This window comes from Chromobacterium haemolyticum (genome assembly GCF_002081825.1).
Classification (GTDB): Bacteria; Pseudomonadota; Gammaproteobacteria; order Burkholderiales; family Chromobacteriaceae; genus Chromobacterium; species Chromobacterium fluminis.
Map to the genome: position 1 here is coordinate 1 of NZ_MUKU01000047.1, position 19,253 is coordinate 19,253.

A 19,253-nucleotide genomic window follows, 5' to 3' on the forward strand; every position below is an offset into this window, starting at 1 on the left:
CGTTGGCAGCAGAGTCCGATGCGCTGCTCCGGTAGCACGCCGAGCTGGAGCAATTGCCGGGCCAATTGATTGGCGCGGGCGTCCAGCTCGCGGTAGCGTAGCGCGGCGGTGTCGCCCTGGACGGCGATACGCTCGGGAAAGGCCTGGGCGGCGCGTTCGAACCAGGCGCAGAGATCAGGATGGGGTGGGGCGACGGAAGCGGGCAACGCGGCGGCGCACGGCGGCTTGGCCAGCGTTTGCTGCGGATCGCGCAAGAGGCTGTGCAGCAAGGGTTCCACGCCGTCGATGAAGGCGGCGGCGTCCAGTTCAGAGAAGCTGGCCAGGTTGTAGTCGAGGTCCACTTTCACCGGCTGGCGGGAGTCCGCCTCGCGCACGAAGACCTTCAGCGGATAGTGCTGCGACAAGGCGCGCATCGCGGTCATATTGCTGACGGTGCCGTCGAACATGGCGTCGTAATCGTGCTTCTCAAACGACAGGCTGATTTCGTAGGGCAGCTGGTCCCGACTGAGGCCTTCGGTTTCGCCTATCGGGAAGCGGTGATGGCGGAAGTCGGCTCTCAGTTCGCGTTGGATCAGGCTGAGCAGTTCCGCGAAGCTCCAGTGTGGGCGCAGCTTCAGGCGCAGCGGGCACAGGCTGGCGAACAGCCCCGGGGTGTTCTTGGCCAAGGCGCTGCGGCGGTTGAGGATGGGCAGGGCCAGCAGCAGATCGTCTGTGCCGAACTCGCGCAGCGCATGGGTGTAGATCAGGCCGATGAAAAAGTGGAAGACGGTGGCCTGGTGCGCGGCGGCCAGTTCGCCGATGCGGCTATAGCTTTCCGCCGATAACTGGAAGCTGCGCTGGCCGCAGGTGAGGTGTCCGCCGGCGTCGGCGAACAGCCGGGTTGAGTAGCCGGCGAGCTTGTCTTGCCAGTATTGCCGGTCTTTCTCGTAATGGCGCGACGCGTAGTAGCCGTCTTCCTCCTCCACCAATTCGGCTGGCGTCATCGTCGACGCCGGCTCCGGCAGCATGCCCTGGCGCAGGGCGTTGTAGTAACGACACTTCTCGCCGTAGAGCTGGGCGATGGCCCAACCGTCGAAGGCGATATGGTGGAAGCGGCCGTACAGGATGAAATCCTTTTCCCCGTGCCGCAGCAAGGTGTAGGCGGCCAGCGGCGTTTGACCGTCGAAGGGGAAGGCGCGGGCGAAGTCGCGCTCGGTCCATTCCTTGGCCGCGCGCTCCGGATCCGTCTCGCCGCGGGTGTCTATCACCGTCAGCGGGCGGGGATGGCGCGGGCAGAGCACTTGGCGCGGCTGGCCGTCGGCATCGTCTATGGCTATGCGCAGCGCCGGCGTGTGCTCCGTCAGGGCGGCGAGCGCGGCTTGCAGGGTTTCGATATCGAGTGCGCCCTGGATTTTGATAAAACCGCCGATATTGAATAGTTCGGGTGCGGAGAATAACGATTGATGAAAATAAATTTCCAGCTGCCGGCGTGTAAGCGGGAAGGTTTTCATTTGAGTTATTCCAATCTTATTTAGAAAGTATTATGCCGAAATATGCTTTTGTACTGCTTTGCGTTTCGCGTAAATCTACACTGATGTGAATTAAATTAGTGAAGCAATTTGACTGGCAAATAAGTCAGGTTTTTAATGGTTGCCATACATGATAGCGTCATTCTATTAAGATAATGGGATAGCTAAATCAGCGATTCGCATTATAAATTTTCAAATATTCCTGCTGAATACGGTTTAAATAGTTCATGTTTAATCCGTATTGTTTTTATTTTTACTTTTGTATTTGCGAGGAGTTTTGGAATGAATTCGAATGATGCGGAAAAACCTTTGGCCGCCAGCCGTCGTGACTTTTTGACCGGAGGCTTGAAATTGGCTTCCGCAGGGGCCTTGGCGGGGTGGTTGCCGGCCGAGCGGATCATGGCGGCGAGGCTGACTTGCAGCCAACCCAATAATTTCCCTGCGGAAATTCCCTTATATAAGCAAAGCTTCAAGAACTGGGCCGGCGACATCAAGGTGGACGATGTCTGGACCTGCGCGCCGCGTTCCGCGGACGAGGTGGTGAAAGTGGCCAACTGGGCCAAGGACAACGGCTATAAGGTGCGGGCGCGCGGCATGATGCACAACTGGTCGCCGTTGACGCTGGCCGCCGGCGTCAGCTGCCCGGCGGTGGTGCTGTTGGACACCACGCGCTATCTGACCGCGATGTCCGTCGACGCCTCGGGCCCGGTGGCCAAGGTCACCGCCCAGGCCGGCATCACCATGGAAGCCTTGCTCACCGGAATGGAAAAGGCCGGCCTGGGCGTGACCGCCGCGCCGGCGCCGGGGGACCTGACCCTGGGCGGGGTGCTGGCCATCAACGGCCACGGCACCGCGATTCCGGCCAAGGGCGAACGGCGTCTGGCCGGCGCCAGCTACGGCTCGATCAGCAATCTGGTGCTCAGCCTCACCGCCGTGGTCTACGACAAGGCCAGCGGCGCTTACGCCTTGCGCAAGTTTGCCCGCAACGATCCACAAATCGCGCCGCTGCTGGCGCACGTGGGCCGTTCGCTGATCGTGGAGGCCACTTTGCAGGCGGCGCCCAACCAGCGCTTGCGCTGTCAGAGCTGGTTCAATATTCCCTACGGCGAAATGTTCGCCGCGGCGGGCAGCGGCGGGCGCACCTTCGCCAGCTATCTGGACAGCGCCGGCCGGGTGGAAGCGATCTGGTTCCCCTTCACCAGCAACCCCTGGCTCAAAGTGTGGACGGTGACGCCGAACAAGCCGCTGTTCTCCCGTCAGACCGACAAGCCGTTCAACTACCCCTTCTCGGATAATCTGCCCGACGAAGTGACCGATCTGGCCAATAAGATTCTGTCGCTGGGCGACGGCAAGCTGACGCCGGCCTTCGGCAAGGCGCAGTTCGCCGCGGCCAGCGCCGGCCTGGTGGCGACGGCCAGCTGGGACCTGTGGGGCTGGTCCAAAAACCTGCTGCTCTACGTCAAGCCCACCACCTTGCGCGTCACCGCCAACGGCTACGCGGTGCTGACCCGCCGCGAAAACGTGCAGCGCGTGCTCAACGAGTTCGTCACCTTCTATCAGGCGCGGGTGCAGGCCTATCAGCAACAGGGCCGCTATCCGATGAACGGGCCGGTGGAAATCCGCGTGACCGGGCTGGACGATCCTAGCGAGACGGCCTTGAACGGCAGCGTGGCGCCGGCCTTGTCCGCCATCCGCCCGCGGCCGGACCATCCGGAATGGAACGCCGCGGTGTGGCTGGACATTCTGACGCTGCCGGGCACGCCGTACGCCAACCAGTTCTATCGCGAGATAGAGCAGTGGATCGAAGCCAATTTCAACGGCTCCTACGCGGCGGTGCGTCCGGAATGGTCCAAGGGCTGGGGCTATACCGACCAGGCGGCGTGGGCGGATGCCGCCATGCTGCAAACGACAATTCCCAACGCCTTCCGCGCCGGCCAGCCGGCGGCGGCCAATTGGGACGCGGCCAAGGCGGCGCTGGCGACGTATGACCCCTACCGCCTGTTCTCCTCGCCCTTGCTGGACAGCCTGGGCCTCTGAACGGCTTTAGACGCTGGAGCTTGTTGAAGACGGCGCGCCCTCCGATGACGGCGCGCCGTTTTTTGCCGCGCGCTCGCCTCCGCCGGGCCGCGGGCGCTACACTGCAAGCATCGCCGCCGCGCCGGATTCGCGCCCCTTAGCCCAGCCATGTCCACCTGCTACGCCCAAGTCGATTGCAATTCCTTCTACGCTTCCTGCGAGCGGGTGTTCAACCCGCGCCTGGCCGGCACGCCTATTGTCGTGTTGTCCAACAACGACGGCTGCATCGTGTCGCGTTCGGCCGAGGCCAAGGCTTTGGGCGTGCCTATGGGCGCGCCTTACTTCCTGCACAAGGCGCGGTTGGAGCAGTTGGGCGTGGCGGTGTTTTCCTCCAACTACGCCTTGTACGGCGATTTGTCCGACCGCGCGATGCGGCTATTGGCCGGTTTCGCGCGCGCGCAGGAGGTGTATTCGATAGACGAATGCTTTCTGGACATCGGCGGGGAGCCGGAGCCGGAACGGCTGGCGCAAGAGATGCGCTACGCCATGCTGCGCGGCCTGGGCCTGCCGGTCTGTGTCGGCATCGGCCCCAGCAAGACCTTGGCCAAGCTGGCCAACCACCTGGCCAAGCTGGACCCGTCCCGCGACGGGGTGATGAATCTGCAAGCGCTGGATGCGGCGGAGCTGCGGAGCTTGTTGGCCGCCGTTCCGGTGGAGGATATCTGGGGCGTGGGGCGCAAGCTGTCGGTCAAGCTGCGGCTGGAGCGCATCAACCACGCCGCGGCGCTGGCGGCGGCGGACCGGGATTGGCTGATTCGCCGTTTCGGCGTCACCGTGGCGCGTATCGCCGACGAACTGGACGGCCTGTCCTGTCTGAGCCTGGAGGAGGCGCTGCCGCCACGGCAGTCTTTGATGTCCACGCGCTCCTTCGGCCACAAAGTGACGCGGCTGGAGGAGGCGCGAGAGGCGGTGGCGATGCACGCGGCGCAAGTGGCGGAGCGTTTGCGGCGACAAGGCTCTCTGGCCTCCTTCCTGCAAGTGGGTCTGCAGCGCGGCGTGTATCAGCAGGGCACGGTGCAGCGCGACAGCGAGGTGGTGCCGCTGTTGCCGGCCAGCGCCGATAGCCGGGTGCTGGTGGCCGCGGCCGGACGGGCGGTGGAGCGTTTGTGGCGGCCCGGCGCCGGCTACCAGAAGTGCGGAGTGATGGCCTGGCAATTGGTGGACGCGGAGCGGGCGCAGCCGGATTTGTTCGCCAGCGGGCCGGATCCTGAGAAAGGAAAACGCTTGATGGCGGCGCTGGACGCGATCAACCATCGCATGGGCCGCGGCACGGTCAAGCTGTTGGCGGAAGGGCTGGAGCAGCCGTGGAAGATGAAGCAGGACATGCTGTCGCCGGCCTACACCACACGCTGGGAGGACATCCCGGTGGCGAAGGCGAAGTAGGCGCGGCCGGATGCGGCGGAAAGCGGATGGGGCCACGGCTCTTGGAGTAAAATGCCGCTCTTGATTTGCAACCTGCGGGGCCAGGGCGGCGGCTATAGTGCAATCAAGCCGCCGCGCGCCGCACTTGAAAGCCAGACATTGAACCCTCTGTTTGCCCAGCCTTGCGCCATCGTCGACTTGGAAACCACCGGCGGCCACATCAGCCGCGACCGCATTACCGAGGTGGGCGTCATCCTGATCGACGGCGACCGGGTGGAGCGCTTCAGCTCTCTGATCAACCCCGGCCAGCCCATCCCTCCCTTCATCGAGAACATGACCGGCATCTCCGACGCCATGGTGGCGGAAGCGCCGAGCTTCGCCGATCTGGCCGAGCGCTTGCTGACCATGCTGTCCGGCCGCCTGTTCCTGGCGCACAACGCGCGCTTCGATTACGGCTTCCTGAAAAACGAATTCCGCCGCGCCGGACTGCGCTTTCAGAGCCAGTCGCTGTGCACGGTCAAGCTGTCGCGCCGGCTCTACCCGCAGTTTTTCAAGCACAGCCTGGACAGCTTGATAGAGCGTTACGACATCCGCCTGCCGGAGCGGCACCGGGCCTTGGCGGACGCGGAAGCGGTGCATCGCTTCCTCGGCATCGCCAGCCAGGAGCTGGGCGAAGCGGCCGTGGGCGCGGCGATGGCGGCGGTATTGGCCCCACCGCCGGAACTGGCCGGCCTGCCGGCGGCGCTGCAAGAGCAACTGGAACTGCTGCCGGACGTGCCGGGGGTGTACGCGCTGTACGGGGAGGAGGGCAAACCCTTGTACGTGGGCAAGGGCGGCAATCTGCGCACGCGGGTGCTGGCGCATTTCGCCGCGGTCAAGGGCGGCGGCAAGAGCCGCGAGGTGCATATCGGCGAGCCCATCGGCCGGGTGGAGTGGCAGGAGACCCTGGGCGAGTTCGGCGCGCATTTGCTGGAACTGCGCTTGATTCACGCCTTGAAGCCGCAGCATAACCATCGCGGCAAGCTGAGCCCGGAACTGTGCTCCATCCAGCTGGAGACGGAGGACGGCTTCATCCGTCCCAAGGTGGTGTACGCGCGCGAGCTGGATTTCAGCCGCACCGCGGATTTGTACGGCCTGTTCCGCCATGCGCGGGAGGCGCGCAAGATCCTGGCGGAAATCGCGCTGGGCAACGCGCTGTGCCAGTCGGTATTGGGCGTGGAGGCGGTGACCAGCCGCAAGGGCGCGCCGTGCGCGGCTTTGAAGCTGGGACGCTGCCGCGGCGCCTGCATCGGCCGCGAGCCGGCGGAGGTACACGATATCCGGTTGCTGGGCGCCTTGGCCAAGCTGAAGGTGAAGGCCTGGCCGTTCGCCGGCGCCATTGCGGTGGTGGAAACCGACGAGGTGACCGGCGAGCGCGCCGAGCATGTGTTCGACCGCTGGTGCTATCTGGGCTCGCGCCAGGGCGACGGCGGCCCGCTGGAGGGCGCGCCGTCCTTCGATCTGGACAGCTACAAGCTGTTGGAAGGCTGGCTGCGCAAGCCGGCGGAGGGCACGGCGCTGCGCGAGCTGTGAGTCAGAGACAGTTCTTCAGCAGCAAGGCCGCCAGCAGAACGGCGATCAGCGCCAGCAGCCAGTTCTGGCGCTTCTGTTCCCGCATCAGCTGGATATAGCCGCTGATCAGCAGCTCGCTGTTGGCGGAGGACAGCGCGTCATTCAGTTTGCGCGGCAGCGTGGGCAGGGTGGTGGCCCATTGCGGCGCCTCGTGCTTCAGCGTGCGCAGCAGGCCGCGCCAGCCTATTTGCTCGTTCATCCACTTGGTCAGGAAGGGCTTGGCGGTGTCCCACAGGTCCAGATTGGGATCCAGTTGGCGGCCCAGGCCTTCGATATTGAGCAGGGTCTTTTGCAGCAGCACCAGTTGCGGCTGGATCTCCACATTGAAACGACGGCTGGTTTCGAACAGGCGCAGCAGCACCATGCCGAAGGAGATTTCCGACAGCGGCTTCTCGAAGATGGGTTCGCACACAGTGCGCACCGCCGCTTCCAGCTCCTCGGCGCGGGTGTCTTTCGGCACCCAGCCGGATTCGATGTGAGCGGTGGCGACGCGGTGGTAGTCGCGGTTGAAGAAGGCGAGGAAGTTGACCGCTAGGTAGTGCTTGTCGGTGTCGGTCAAAGTGCCGACGATGCCGAAGTCCAGCGCGATGTAGCGACCGTCGGCGGCGACGAAGATATTGCCCGGGTGCATGTCGGCGTGGAAGAAGCCGTGGCGGAACACCTGGGTGAAGAAGATTTCCACGCCGAAGCGGCTGAGCTTGGACAGGTCCACGCCGGCTTCGCGCAGCCGGTCCACCTGGCCCACCGGGATGCCGTGCATCCATTCCAGCGTCAGCACGTCGCGGCTGGTGTAGTCGTAGAACACCTCGGGCACGATCAGCATGTCCGAGTTCTTGAAGTTGCGGCGCAGCTGCGAGGCGTTGGCGGCCTCGTGCATCATGTCCAGTTCGTCGTGCAGGTATTTGTCGAACTCGGCCACTACTTCGCGCGGCTTCAAGCGCTTGCCGTCGGTGAACAGTTTTTCCACCCAGCCGGCCAGCGTGGTCATCAGCGCCAGGTCTTGCTCGATCACCGGCTGAATGCCGGGGCGCAGCACCTTGACCGCCACTTCGCGGCCGCGGCTGCCGTCGGGCTGGCGCAGCCAGGCCTTGTGCACCTGGGCCACGGAGGCACTGGCCACCGGGGTGTTGTCGAAGTCGACGTAGAGCTCGTCCACCTTGCGGCCCAGGCTGCGTTCTATCATCTCCCGCGCCTGCAGGCCGTCGTAAGGCGGCACCTGGTCTTGCAACCGCGCCAGTTCGTCGGCGTAGTCCGGGGGCAGCAAGTCGCGGCGGGTGGACAGCACCTGGCCGAACTTGACGAAGATGGGCCCCAGGCTTTCCAGCGCCAGCCGCACCCGCTGTGGCAGCGGCGCGCTGGTGTCGCGGCGCAGCGGCAGCAGGCCGAACAGCTTGTGGACGAAGCCGAGTTTGGAATGACCTTCCAGGAAGTCGTCCAGGCCGAAGCGGTAGAAGGTGGAAACGATCTTGATGAAGCGCGAAATCCGCATGTGCCGTCAGGCCTTTGTCTGTTCTTGTTGCAGCGCGGCCTGCAGCCGCGCCAGGCGTTTTTCCAGGCGGCTGGCGTCATCGCGCAAGGTGTCCACCGCGGCGACGAAGCCCTGCACCTGCCGGCGGCCGGCCAGAACCGGCGTTTCCTCGCGCAGATGCTCCACCCAGTTGGCGGCCAAACGCCAGGCCACCTGGCCCTTGAAGCCGAGCAGGCCGCGCGCCAGCGTTTCCGCGCGTTGGGCGGCGGCGTCGCCCACCAGCCGGGACAGGTCCTCGGCGGCGCTCCACTGCAAGCGGCCCAATAGGCGGCCGACGGCGGCGGCCAGTTCGGCGTCGCCTTCCAGTTGGATGTCGTTCAGCGCTGGGTCGCGCCCGGCCACCGCCGCCAGCGCGACGGCGTGCTTGAGCCGCACCGTGGCTTCCGGCTCGCCTTCGCAGGCGGCCAGCCAGCCGTCGTCGGTGAACACGCCGGCCACATGGAAGGGCGGCAGCGCCACGGCGACGCGCCGGCCGGCGTGCGCGGCCAGTTCCGCCCGCACCGCCGGGTGTTGGTTCAACAGATGGTTGAATGCCGCGATCTGGATGCCCATGCGCTGTCTCCGCCGTGATTGGAAGGTGAAGGGGTCTAGTCTGATCAAGGCCGCATTGCCGGAGCGCCGCAGATCGTAATCAGGCTCTTAGAAGCTGTTCAAAGTCTTGCGAGCAAGAGCGAGACAAGGCGAAAGCGAGCGAAAAAGCGGAATGTACACGTGGCACATGAGCATTTTTGAGCTGGTTTTCAACGCCGTATCGCTGACGCGCAGCAGACCTTGAACAGGCTCTTAGAACTTGTAGCCCTTATGCAGGGCCACCACGCCTCCGCTCATATTGTGGTAATCCACCTTGCCGAAGCCGGCGTCCAGCATCATCTGCTTCAGCGTTTCCTGATCGGGATGCATGCGGATGGATTCGGCCAGGTACTGATAGCTGTCGGGGTCGTTAGCCACCAGCTTGCCCATCACCGGCAGCGCCTTGAAGGAGTAGAAATCGTAGAACGGCGACAGCGGCTTCCACACTTTGGAGAACTCCAGCACCATCAGCTTGCCGCCCGGCTTCAGCACCCGGCACATTTCCTTCAGCGCCGCGTCCTTGTGGGTCATATTGCGCAGGCCGAAAGCCACCGACACCGCGTCGAAGTAATTGTCGGGGAAGGGCAGCTTCTCCGCGTCGGCCAGCGATACCGGCAGCATCAGGCCGTCGTCCAGCAGCCGGTCTCGGCCCACGGTCAGCATGGAGCTGTTGATGTCGGTCAGCCACACTTCGCCGCTCTTGCCCACGCGCTTGGCCCAGCCGCGGGACAGGTCGCCGGTGCCGCCGGCGATGTCCAGCACCTTGTCGCCGGCCTTGACGCCGGAAGTGGTCAGGGTGAAGTGCTTCCACACGCGGTGCAGCCCGCCCGACATCAGGTCGTTCATCACATCGTATTTCTTGGCCACCGAGTGGAACACATCGGCCACCTTGGCGGCTTTTTCGCTTTCGGCTACGGTCTTGAAGCCGAAGTGGGTCGTCTTGTCCATGGTCACTCCCTGCTCGCGCCTGCGGCGGCGAGGCGATTGAGATAATCCTGCCAGTACTGGTCGCGCTTGGCGCCCAGCTCGTATAGATAGCTCCAGCTGTACAGCCCGCTGTCGTGGCCGTCGTCGAAAGTGATCTTCAGCGCGTAATGGCCCACCGGCTCCAGCGCGGTGACGGCGACATGGCGCTTGCCGGTTTGCAGCACTTCCTGGCCGGCGCCGTGGCCGCGCACTTCCGCCGAAGGCGAGTAGACGCGCAGGTATTCGCAAGGCAGTTCGAAGCGGGCGCCGTCGTCGAAGCTGATTTCCAGCACGCGGGACACCGCGTGCAGCTGGATTTCCTGCGGCGCGGGCGCGTCGGGGGAGAGTCCGGACATGGTCTGATCCTCAAAGGCGGCCGATTAAGCCGCGCATCAGTCTTTTCGTTCCAGCAGCATGGCGTCGCCATAGCTGAAGAAACGGTATTCCTGCTCCACCGCGTGCTGGTAGGCGGCGCGGATTTCCTCGTAGCCGGCGAAGGCCGAGACCAACATCAGCAGCGTGGACTTGGGCAGGTGGAAATTGGTCAGCAGGCGGTCCACCACCCGGAAGCGGTAGCCCGGGGTGATGAAGATGTCGGTTTCGCCGCAGCCGGCGGCCAGCTCGCCGCCGCGGGCGGCGGATTCCAGCGCGCGCATGCTGGTGGTGCCCACCGACAGCACTTTGCGGCCGGCGGCGTGGGCTTCTGCTATCAGCGCGCGGGTGGCTTCCGGCACTTCGTAAATCTCGCTGTGCATCTTGTGCTCGGCGATATTATCCACCCGAACCGGCTGGAAGGTGCCGGCGCCGACGTGCAGGGTGACATAGGCCAGTTGCACGCCTTTGGCGCGCAGTTGCTCCAGCATGTCTTCAGTAAAGTGCAGGCCGGCGGTGGGCGCCGCCACCGCGCCGCGTTCGCGGGCGTAGACGGTTTGGTAGCGCTCGTCATCCTCGTGGCCGGCGCCGCGTTCTATATAAGGCGGCAGCGGCAGCTTGCCGGAGGCTTCCAGGATGTCGAACAGATTGTCTTCGGCCAGGAAGCGCAGCTTGAACAGTTCGCCGTGGCGCTCTACCATTTCCGCCTCCCAGCGATCGGCGAAGATCAGCCGGGTGCCGGGTTTGGGCGATTTGGAGGCGCGGACGTGGGCCAGCGCGGAGTGCGCGTCCAGCACGCGTTCGATCAGCGCCTCAACCTTGCCGCCGCTGGCTTTTTCGCCAAACAGCCGCGCCTTGATCACGCGGGTGTCGTTGAACACCATCACGTCGCCGGGGCTGACCTGATCGATGAAATCGGTAAAGCGCAGATTGGCGCGGTTATGGCCGGCCACGCGCAGCAAGCGGCTGGCGCCGCGCTCCGCCGGAGGGTGCTGGGCGATCAGGCGCTCGGGCAGGTGGTAGTCGAAGTCGGAAAGCTGCATAAGACGTAAAAGATTCAGAATCGGCAAATTATACCCGTGCCGCCGCCCGCCGGCATCTGCTTAGTGAGCGAAGTGGCGGGATTTGCGCTGAATCAACATCGATTTTCGGCAAGACGGTAAAAACTTGCCAGGCGGAAAAACGCCCGTGGATACTAGTGCTTTGACTCGAAGAATCGCCGTGTTTGGCGTCCAAACAACTGTTTGAAATGATGCAAAAGCTAGACATCTTGCAGCGAATTGCGGCAAACTCGCGCCCAAGATGATAAACAGGAGCAGGCTTTGACCGGAAAAATCCTCGTGTTGCACGGCCCCAACCTCAATCTGCTGGGACAGCGGGAGCCGCAGCACTACGGCCGGGAAACGCTTGACGATATCAACCAGCGGCTGGAACAGCAGGCTAGCGCCGCGGGGTTTGAATTGTCGGCATTGCAGAGCAATGCGGAACATGTGTTGATTGATCGCGTGCAGCAGTGCCTGCATGACGGTACTGCCTTCATTCTGGTCAATCCGGCCGCTTTCACCCATACCAGCGTCGCCTTGCGCGATGCGTTGGCGGCGGTGCGAGTGCCGTTTATCGAAGTCCACCTTTCCAACGTTCATGCCCGCGAACCGTTCCGCCAACATTCGTATTTCTCCGACCTCGCGGTCGGCGTGATCTGCGGACTCGGCGCCCATGGTTATGAACTGGCGCTTGCGCACGCCATCCGGCACCTTGCCGCGCAAGCCTAACTCACTCTACCGAATATCCCACTCGAAGGATTATCAATGGATCTCCGTAAACTCAAGAAGCTGATCGATCTCGTCGAGGAATCCGGCATCGCCGAACTCGAAGTGACCGAGGGGGAAGAAAAAGTCCGCATCACCCGCGTATCCGCCGCGCCGCAGATGGCCTACGCTCAGCCGATGACCGCGCTGCATGTGCCCAACGCCCAAGCCGCCGCCGTGGCCGCTCCGGCCGCCGAGGCCGCCGCGCCGGCCAGCAACGACAAGAACGCGATGAAGTCGCCCATGGTGGGTACTTTCTATCGCTCGCCCAGCCCGGGCGCCAAGAGCTTCATCGAGGTGGGTCAGAGCGTTAACGCCGGCGATACCCTGTGCATCATCGAAGCGATGAAGCTGATGAACGAGATCGAAGCCGACCGCTCCGGCGTGGTCAAGGCCATTCTGGTTGAAGACGGCCAGCCGGTGGAATTCGGCGAGCCGTTGTTCATCATCGAGTAAGCCAGACGACAGGCTGACGGCAAGGGGGCACGGCACAGCGTCTGTGCCCTTGTCGTTTGCCACGACAGCATTGGCGGCCCCGCCGGCGACAACGCCGGCGGGGCCGCCAGCGGAGAATTCCATGTTTGAAAAAATTCTGATTGCCAACCGGGGCGAAATCGCCCTGCGTATCCAGCGCGCCTGCCGCGAAATGGGCATCAAGACCGTGGTGGTGCATTCCGAGGCCGACCGCGAAGCCAAGTACGTGAAGCTGGCCGACGAGTCGGTCTGCATCGGCCCGGCGCCTAGCGGCAAGAGCTATCTGAACGTGCCGGCCCTGATCGCCGCCGCCGAAGTGACCGACTCCCAGGCCATCCACCCGGGTTACGGCTTTTTGTCCGAGAACGCCGACTTCGCCGAGCGTGTGGAGCAATCCGGCTTTGTATTCATCGGCCCGCGTCCGGACACCATCCGCCAGATGGGCGACAAGGTGTCCGCCAAGAACGCGATGATAGCGGCTGGCGTGCCCTGCGTGCCGGGTTCCGACGGCGCCTTGCCGGACGATCCGGCCGAGATCGTCAAGATCGCCAAGAAAATCGGCTTCCCGGTGATCATCAAGGCCGCCGGCGGCGGCGGCGGTCGCGGCATGCGCGTGGTGCATACCGAAGGCGCCTTGATCAATTCGGTGCAGATGACGCGCACCGAAGCCGGCGCGGCTTTCGGCAACCCCACCGTCTACATGGAAAAATTCCTGGAAGAGCCGCGCCACATCGAAATCCAGATCCTGGCCGACGAATACGGCAACGCCATCTATCTGGGCGAGCGCGACTGCTCCATGCAGCGCCGCCACCAGAAGATCATCGAGGAAGCGCCGGCGCCGGGCATCACCGACAAGCAGCGCCAGAAGATTGGCGAAGCCTGCGCCGAAGCCTGCCGACGCATCGGCTACCGCGGCGCCGGCACTTTCGAATTCCTGTTCGAGCGAGGCGAGTTCTACTTCATCGAGATGAATACCCGCGTGCAGGTTGAGCACCCGGTGACCGAGATGATCACCGGCATCGACATCGTTCAAGAGCAGATCCGCATCGCCGCTGGCGAGAAACTGCGCTACAAACAGAAAGACGTGGTGTTGCGCGGCCATGCGATGGAGTGCCGGATCAACGCGGAGGACCCGTTCACCTTCGTGCCGTCCCCGGGCAAGATCGAAAGCTACCATCCGGCCGGCGGCCCGGGCATTCGCATCGATTCGCATATTTACCAGGGCTACACCGTGCCTTCGCATTACGATTCCATGGTGGGCAAGCTGATCGCCTTCGGCGATACCCGCGAGCAGGCGATGGCGCGGATGCGGGTGGCGTTGTCGGAAATCTCCATTTCCGGCATCAAAACCAATATCCCGCTGCATCAGGAACTGTTCATGGACGCGGCCTTCCAACGCGGCGGCACATGCATTCATTATCTGGAGCAGCGTTTGTCGCAGCAGAAAAAAGGGGGCGCGTGATGGCCTGGCTGCAAGCCACCATTGACGCCGAGTCAACCGTTGCCGAGCGTCTGGCCGACGCGCTGATGGACGCCGGCGCGCTGTCCACCGCGATCGAGGACGCCTATGCCGGCACCGAGCGCGAAGAGCCTATTTTCGGCGAGCCCGGCGAGCCGGTGGACAAGCTGTGGAGCCGCAGCCGCATCATCACCTTGTTTGATGAAGCGGCCGACGTGGCCTTGCTGATCGCCGCCGCCGCCAATGCCTGCGGTCTGAGCCTGCCCAGCTACAAGGTGGAGCGGGTGGAAGAACAGGATTGGGTGCGTCTGACCCAGTCGCAGTTTGATCCGATCCGGATTTCGGACCGGCTGTGGATCACGCCGACCTGGCACGAACCGCCGGCGCCGAACGCCGTCAACCTGCAACTGGATCCGGGCCTGGCCTTCGGCACCGGCAGCCATCCCACCACGCGCTTGTGCCTGCAGTGGCTGGACGCGCATCTGCAAGGCGGAGAAAGCGTGCTGGACTACGGCTGCGGCTCGGGCATCCTCGCCATCGCCGCGCTAAAGTTGGGCGCGGTCTCGGCCTTGGGCGTGGATATCGATCCGCAGGCGGTGCGGGCCAGCCAGGACAACGCCGAGCAGAACCAGGTCAAGGCGGATTTCCGCCTGCCGGACCAGAACCCGGAAGCGGTCTACGACGTGGTACTGGCCAATATCCTGGCCAATCCGCTGCGCATGTTGGGCCAGTTGCTGGCGAGCCACGTCAAAACCGGTGGTAGAATCGTGCTTTCAGGCATTCTCGCCGAACAAGCCGAAGAACTGTCGGCCATCTACGAACAATGGTTCCAGATGGACGCTCCGGTGTTCGACGAAGGATGGACCAGACTGACAGGAACCCGACGCCCCACGGTATGACATATACGACACAGTGCCCCAATTGCCAGACACGCTTCAAGGTCAATGATGCCCAATTAGCGGCCGCCAATGGCTTGGTGCGCTGCGGGCGCTGTTCGCATGTGTTCAACGCCACCGAGCATTTCGTCGCGGCGGAAGCGCCGCCGGCGGAGCCTCCGCGCGCCGCGGCGCCTCAGCCGGCCGTTCAGCAGCCGGCTGCCCAGCAGCGCGAGGCGCTGGACGATTTCGAACTGGAAGTGCCGGATTTCGATCCGGGCGCCAGCGCGGCGGAAGCGCCGCCGGACGAGTTGCTGATGCCGCCTCCAATGGCGGAGGAAGCGCCGGCCGCGCGCGCCGACGTCGAGGAATTCCAGCGCGCTTTGGCGGAGGCGATGCAGAATCGCCATGTCAGCGCGCCGCTGGGCAATCCGTTTGACGCCGAGCCGCCTGCCGCCGCGGAGCCCGCGCCGGAGGTGTTCGGCAACCGCCGCCGCCCCGCGCCGGAACCGGAACCCGCGCCGGCAGCGGTGCCTGAACCCAAGTTTGAAGAGTCGCCCGCCAGGCCGATGCAGCAAGCGCGCGTCGAACCACTGCCTAGCCACGGAGAAGGCGAGCCGGACGAGTCGCCGCGGCGACGCCATCCGGCGCTGACCTTCCTGGCCGTCCTCGCCTCGGCGATCGGCGTGCTGGTGTTGGCCGGCCAATTGGTGTATTTCAACCGCACCCGCATCGCCGCGGAAGTGCCGGAACTGCGTCCGACGCTGGAAAACCTCTGCGGCGCCGTTGGCTGTGCGGTGCCTTGGCCCACCGACATCGCTCGCGTGCGAACCGAGTGGTCGGAATTGGCCTTCGTCCCGGATTTCCCCAATCTGATCCAACTGTCCGCCACGCTGAAGAACCATGCCACTTACTCCCAGGCCTATCCGATGCTGGAAGTGACGCTGAAGGATTCGGACGATCAGGTGCTGATCCGCAAGGTGTTCGCGCCCAAGGAGTATTTGAAGGCCGATGATTTCAAGCTCGGCCACTTCAACTCCAACAGCGAGGTCAAGGTGACTATGCGGCTGGACGCGGGCAAGGTGCATGCGATGGGGTATAGCCTTTATTGGTTCTATCCTTAAGAGCCTGTTTACGATCTGCTACGCGTCGGCGGAATAGTTAGACAAGGGCGTTAAAAACGCTTTCAGAATGCTCATGTACCACCTGTACATTCCGCTTTTTCAACCGTTTTCGCCTTGTCTCGCCCTAGCTCGCGAGATCGTAAACAGGCTCTAAGATCCATTATCATTGATTCCAGAACGACAAACAGGCCGGCATTTGCCGGCCTGTTTGCTTTTCCTGTCAGGGAAGACCTTATTGTCTAGCGGTGCGGGTGTTCCCCACCGGCATTTCGCCGCAATTGCTGCGGAAGGGGTTGATGTCCAGTCCGCCGCGGCGGGTGTAGCGCGCGTAGACGGTGAGCCGGCTGGGCGCGCAGGCGCGCAGCAGATCGGTGAAGATGCGCTCCACGCATTGCTCGTGGAATTCATTGTGCTGGCGGAAGCCTATCAGGTAGCGCAGCAGCGCCTCGTGGTCCAGCCGCGGGCCGGTGTAGCGGATCTGCACGCTGCCCCAGTCCGGCTGGCCGGTGACCAGGCAGTTGGATTTCAGCAGATGGCTGCACAGGGTTTCGCTGACAACGTCGCCGGCGTCGGCGCGCAGAATCTGCGGGCAGGGCGCGTAGTTGTCCACCTCGATGTCCAGATCGTCGATGCAGTCGCCGGCTAGTTCGGCGATGGTTTCGCCGGCAAACTGCTGCGGCAGCATGATGTCGACGCCTATCGCCTTGCCGGCGGCGGCGGATAGGTCGTCGGCCAGTTGGCGGCGCAGCGCGTCCAGGCCGGCCATCCGGGTCTGGTTGTAGCTGTTCAGATAGAGCTTGAACGATTTGGATTCGATCAGCTTAGGGCTGTCGGCCGGGATGCGGAAGGTGGCGATGCCCACTTGCGGCTTGCCGCGAGCGTTGAGCCAGGACAGTTCGAAACCGGTCCAGATGTCCACGCCGGCAAACGGCAGCGCGGAGGCGTCCACGCCGATTTCATCGCGCTTGACCTGGCGCGGGATCGGAAACAGCAGGCCGGGAGCGTAATGGTCCTGGTAGCTGACGGTTTTGCCCAGAGGCGATTGCTCCGGGGACATGGCTTGAGTGTTCATGGCTTGAATTATATCGGTTTCAACGCCTTTCTCTATCTATCCTGCCGACGTACAGCGGATCGTAAGCAGGTTCTTTAGAGCAGGCCCTTGCGCCACAGCGCCATCAAATCCATGGTCAGCGCCACGCTGCAATGCAAGGCGATGCCCAGCCAGATGGAACGATAGCGATAGCTGAGCGCGCCCAGCGCGACGCCGGCGACGATGGCGGCCAGGCTTTCCAGCAGCGGTTTTTCAAAATGGATCATGCAGTAGGGCAGCACCATCACGAAGACGGCGCTGATGCCCAGCCTGGGCTTGAGCCCGTGCACCATATAGCCGCGAAAGAAGAATTCCAGCGCGGCGAACTGGGCGAAATACAAGAGCTCCCACAGCAGCCAGTGCGGCCATAGGCTTTCGCCGGCGCTAAGCCGGAAAAAGGGGTAAATCTTCAAAAAGCCGGGCTGTCCCGACGCCCACCACACCAGGGGTAGCATCACGGCGTAGAACAGCGGAAACAGCTTCAGGTCGGTTTTCAAGGTGGCGAGGTCCGGCCAGGCCAGGCCGAAGTCGGCCAGCGGGCGGCGGTCCAGCAGGCGGATGGCCAGCAGCGGCAGCAGGCAGTAGCTGATGATGCTGGCCAGCGCCCAGTAAGCGACGCGGTAGAGGTCGGTGTCCGGGTTGTGCACCACCTGCTGGCGGAAGGACAGGCCCAGCGCCGGCCACCATTGCTGTAGCCCGTCCAGCATCCAGTAGCGGTTGGCCGGGTAGTACAGCAGGGTCAGGCACAGGCAGCTGACCAGCAGCACGCCGGCCGCCTGACGATCGGCTGGCGTCAGGGCGGGCGGACGTGGCTGGCTGGCCATGTCAGCGCTCGCGGCGCATGAAGTCGCGCGGGCGGAAACCGAGCGCGAACAGCGAGGCGAAATAGACCACCGCGCCGGCCGTCACCAGCAGGCTGAGCCAGGCCACGCGCTGCCAGGCAGGGCCGTGCCAGTGGACGGGCAGCAGCCATTGCAGCGCCAGCAAGGCGGCGGCCATGGCGGCGATGGCCACGGCCATTTTGCTTAGAAAGCCGCTCCAGCCGGCGGAGGGCTGGTAGATGCCGCGTTTGAGCAGGGCGCGCAACAGCAGGCCGGCGTTGAGGCAGGAGGCGAGGCCGATGGACAGCGCCAGGCCGGCGTGCTTGAGCGGGAACACGAAGGCCAGGTTCATTACTTGGGTCAGGCACAGGGTGATCAGCGCGATGCGCACCGGGGTCTTGATGTCCTGGCGCGCGTAAAAGCCGGGCGCCAGCACTTTGACCAGAATCAGGCCAAGCAGGCCGAAGGAGTAGGCGATCACCGCCTGCTGCGACATCAGCGCGTCGTGGGTGGTGAATTTGCCGTAGGTGAACAGCGTGGCCAGCAGCGGGCCGGACAGCAGGCCCAGGCCCACCGTGGCCGGCACCGCCAGCAGCAAGGACAGGCGGATGCCCCAGTCCAGCAGTACGCTGAACTCGCCGTCGGAGCGGGTGGCCGCGTGTTTGGACAGCGAGGGCAGCAGGATGGTGCCCAGCGCCACGCCCAGCACGCCGGAGGGGAATTCCATCAGCCGGTCCGCGTAATACATCCAGGACACGCTGCCGGTGGGCAGGAAGGAAGCGAAGGTGGAGTTGATCAGCAGCGAGATTTGCGCCACCGATACGCCGAAGATGGCTGGCCCCATCTGTTTGATCACGCGCCAGACCTCCGGGTCGCGGAAGGCGAACACAGGGCGCGCCAGCATGCCTATCTGTTTCAGGAAGGGCAGCTGCCACACCAGCTGCACCAGTCCGCCGACAAACACCGCCCAGGCCAGCGCCATGATGGGCGGATCGAAGTGACTGCTGAAGAACAGCGCGAACACGATGAAGCTGAGGTTGAGAAAGGTGGGCGTGAAGGCCGGAATCGAGAACTTGCCCCAGCTGTTGAGCACGCTGCCGGTCATGGACGACAGCGAAATAAAGAAGATATAAGGGAAGGACACGCGCAGGATGTCGGCGAACAGAGCCGCCTTGGCCGGCTCGCGGTAAAAGCCGGGTGCGGATATCCACATGATCAGCGGCGCGGCCAGCATGCCGACGGCGGTGACCAGCAGCAGCACCGAACCCAGCACGCCGGTGATTTTGGCGACGAATTCGCGGGTTTCCTCTTCGCTGCGCTGGTTCTTGTATTCGCCCAGTATGGGCACGAAAGCTTGCGAAAACGCGCCTTCGGCGAACAGGCGGCGCAGCATATTGGGAATCTTGAAGGCGGCGTTGAAGGCGTCGGCGGCCATGCCGGCCCCGAAAACGCGAGCGATGATGGTATCGCGGACCAGGCCCAGGATGCGGGACACCATGGTCATGCTGCTGACAGCAGCCAGAGCCTTGAGCAGATTCATGTTGCGGGTGGTTTATCTAGCGTTGAGCAGGCCCGCTAGTGTACGCCGCCAGGTTTATTGTTGCAAAAC

Annotated in this window: 17 protein-coding genes; 8 read left to right on the forward strand and 9 right to left on the reverse strand. The window is 63.8% G+C overall.

All coding sequences use genetic code 11. The annotated features are described in order from the left end of the window. The coding region (locus B0T39_RS22305; RefSeq protein WP_141111357.1) for a condensation domain-containing protein at nucleotides 1-1,490 on the reverse strand (1,490 nt) is incomplete at its 3' end. A gap of 300 nt (nucleotides 1,491-1,790) precedes the next feature. Here B0T39_RS22305 and B0T39_RS22310 point away from each other — a divergent pair. From B0T39_RS22310 to B0T39_RS22320, 3 genes are all read left to right on the forward strand, one after another. Further along, on the forward strand, nucleotides 1,791-3,545 hold the full coding sequence (locus B0T39_RS22310; RefSeq protein WP_081550620.1) for a cholesterol oxidase substrate-binding domain-containing protein: 1,755 nt from the start codon (nucleotides 1,791-1,793) through the stop codon (nucleotides 3,543-3,545). Between the two features lie 147 nt (nucleotides 3,546-3,692). Next, nucleotides 3,693-4,967, forward strand: a complete 1,275-nt coding sequence (locus tag B0T39_RS22315; RefSeq protein WP_081550622.1) for a Y-family DNA polymerase — start codon at nucleotides 3,693-3,695, stop codon at nucleotides 4,965-4,967. A 51-nt stretch (nucleotides 4,968-5,018) separates the two neighbouring features. Then, complete coding sequence (locus tag B0T39_RS22320; protein ID WP_081550624.1) at nucleotides 5,019-6,518, forward strand: exonuclease domain-containing protein; 1,500 nt, start codon at nucleotides 5,019-5,021, stop codon at nucleotides 6,516-6,518. 1 nt (nucleotide 6,519) lies between these two features. Here the strand turns inward: B0T39_RS22320 and ubiB are convergent, their stop codons facing one another. The 5 genes from ubiB to queA all read right to left on the reverse strand — a co-directional run bounded on the left by ubiB (nucleotide 6,520) and on the right by queA (nucleotide 11,036). After that, entirely contained in the window at nucleotides 6,520-8,046 is a 1,527-nt protein-coding gene (gene ubiB, locus B0T39_RS22325; RefSeq protein WP_081550626.1) for a ubiquinone biosynthesis regulatory protein kinase UbiB, read from the reverse strand. Between the two features lie 6 nt (nucleotides 8,047-8,052). Beyond that, complete coding sequence (locus B0T39_RS22330) at nucleotides 8,053-8,637, reverse strand: ubiquinone biosynthesis accessory factor UbiJ (RefSeq protein ID WP_081550628.1); 585 nt, start codon at nucleotides 8,635-8,637, stop codon at nucleotides 8,053-8,055. Nucleotides 8,638-8,868: 231 nt separating this feature from the next. Continuing rightward, a complete protein-coding gene (gene ubiE, locus B0T39_RS22335; protein WP_081550630.1) occupies nucleotides 8,869-9,603 on the reverse strand; it encodes a bifunctional demethylmenaquinone methyltransferase/2-methoxy-6-polyprenyl-1,4-benzoquinol methylase UbiE in 735 nt (244 codons plus the stop codon). A 2-nt stretch (nucleotides 9,604-9,605) separates the two neighbouring features. Then, nucleotides 9,606-9,977, reverse strand: coding sequence for a gamma-butyrobetaine hydroxylase-like domain-containing protein (locus B0T39_RS22340; RefSeq protein ID WP_081550632.1), 372 nt, complete (start codon nucleotides 9,975-9,977; stop codon nucleotides 9,606-9,608). A gap of 36 nt (nucleotides 9,978-10,013) precedes the next feature. Further along, nucleotides 10,014-11,036 (reverse strand): tRNA preQ1(34) S-adenosylmethionine ribosyltransferase-isomerase QueA, encoded by a 1,023-nt coding sequence (gene queA, locus B0T39_RS22345; RefSeq protein ID WP_081550634.1) that lies wholly within the window; start codon nucleotides 11,034-11,036, stop codon nucleotides 10,014-10,016. A gap of 279 nt (nucleotides 11,037-11,315) precedes the next feature. Between queA and aroQ the strand changes: the two genes are divergently transcribed. The 5 genes from aroQ (at nucleotide 11,316) to B0T39_RS22370 (ending at nucleotide 15,733) form a co-directional block, all read left to right on the forward strand. Beyond that, on the forward strand, nucleotides 11,316-11,765 hold the full coding sequence (aroQ, locus tag B0T39_RS22350; RefSeq protein WP_043592887.1) for a type II 3-dehydroquinate dehydratase: 450 nt from the start codon (nucleotides 11,316-11,318) through the stop codon (nucleotides 11,763-11,765). Nucleotides 11,766-11,801: 36 nt separating this feature from the next. Further along, nucleotides 11,802-12,257 carry an acetyl-CoA carboxylase biotin carboxyl carrier protein gene (gene accB / locus B0T39_RS22355; RefSeq protein WP_081550636.1) on the forward strand — a complete coding sequence of 152 codons (456 nt, stop codon included), beginning with the start codon at nucleotides 11,802-11,804 and terminating at the stop codon, nucleotides 12,255-12,257. Nucleotides 12,258-12,378: 121 nt separating this feature from the next. Next, a complete protein-coding gene (gene accC / locus B0T39_RS22360) occupies nucleotides 12,379-13,737 on the forward strand; it encodes an acetyl-CoA carboxylase biotin carboxylase subunit (protein WP_081550638.1) in 1,359 nt (452 codons plus the stop codon). Next, on the forward strand, nucleotides 13,737-14,633 hold the full coding sequence (gene prmA, locus B0T39_RS22365; RefSeq protein WP_081550640.1) for a 50S ribosomal protein L11 methyltransferase: 897 nt from the start codon (nucleotides 13,737-13,739) through the stop codon (nucleotides 14,631-14,633). The genes accC and prmA overlap by 1 nt, the downstream gene beginning before the upstream one ends. Beyond that, entirely contained in the window at nucleotides 14,630-15,733 is a 1,104-nt protein-coding gene (locus B0T39_RS22370; protein WP_081550642.1) for a DUF3426 domain-containing protein, read from the forward strand. The genes prmA and B0T39_RS22370 overlap by 4 nt, the downstream gene beginning before the upstream one ends. Before the next feature lie 232 nt (nucleotides 15,734-15,965). Here the strand turns inward: B0T39_RS22370 and queF are convergent, their stop codons facing one another. From queF to murJ, 3 genes are all read right to left on the reverse strand, one after another. Then, nucleotides 15,966-16,805, reverse strand: coding sequence for an NADPH-dependent 7-cyano-7-deazaguanine reductase QueF (gene queF / locus B0T39_RS22375; protein WP_081550644.1), 840 nt, complete (start codon nucleotides 16,803-16,805; stop codon nucleotides 15,966-15,968). A gap of 74 nt (nucleotides 16,806-16,879) precedes the next feature. Beyond that, a complete protein-coding gene (locus B0T39_RS22380) occupies nucleotides 16,880-17,647 on the reverse strand; it encodes a CPBP family intramembrane glutamic endopeptidase (protein WP_081550646.1) in 768 nt (255 codons plus the stop codon). A gap of 1 nt (nucleotide 17,648) precedes the next feature. Beyond that, nucleotides 17,649-19,184: a murein biosynthesis integral membrane protein MurJ gene (murJ, locus tag B0T39_RS22385; RefSeq protein WP_081550648.1), complete on the reverse strand. Its 1,536-nt coding sequence runs from the start codon at nucleotides 19,182-19,184 to the stop codon at nucleotides 17,649-17,651. Between the last annotated feature and the right edge of the window lie 69 nt (nucleotides 19,185-19,253).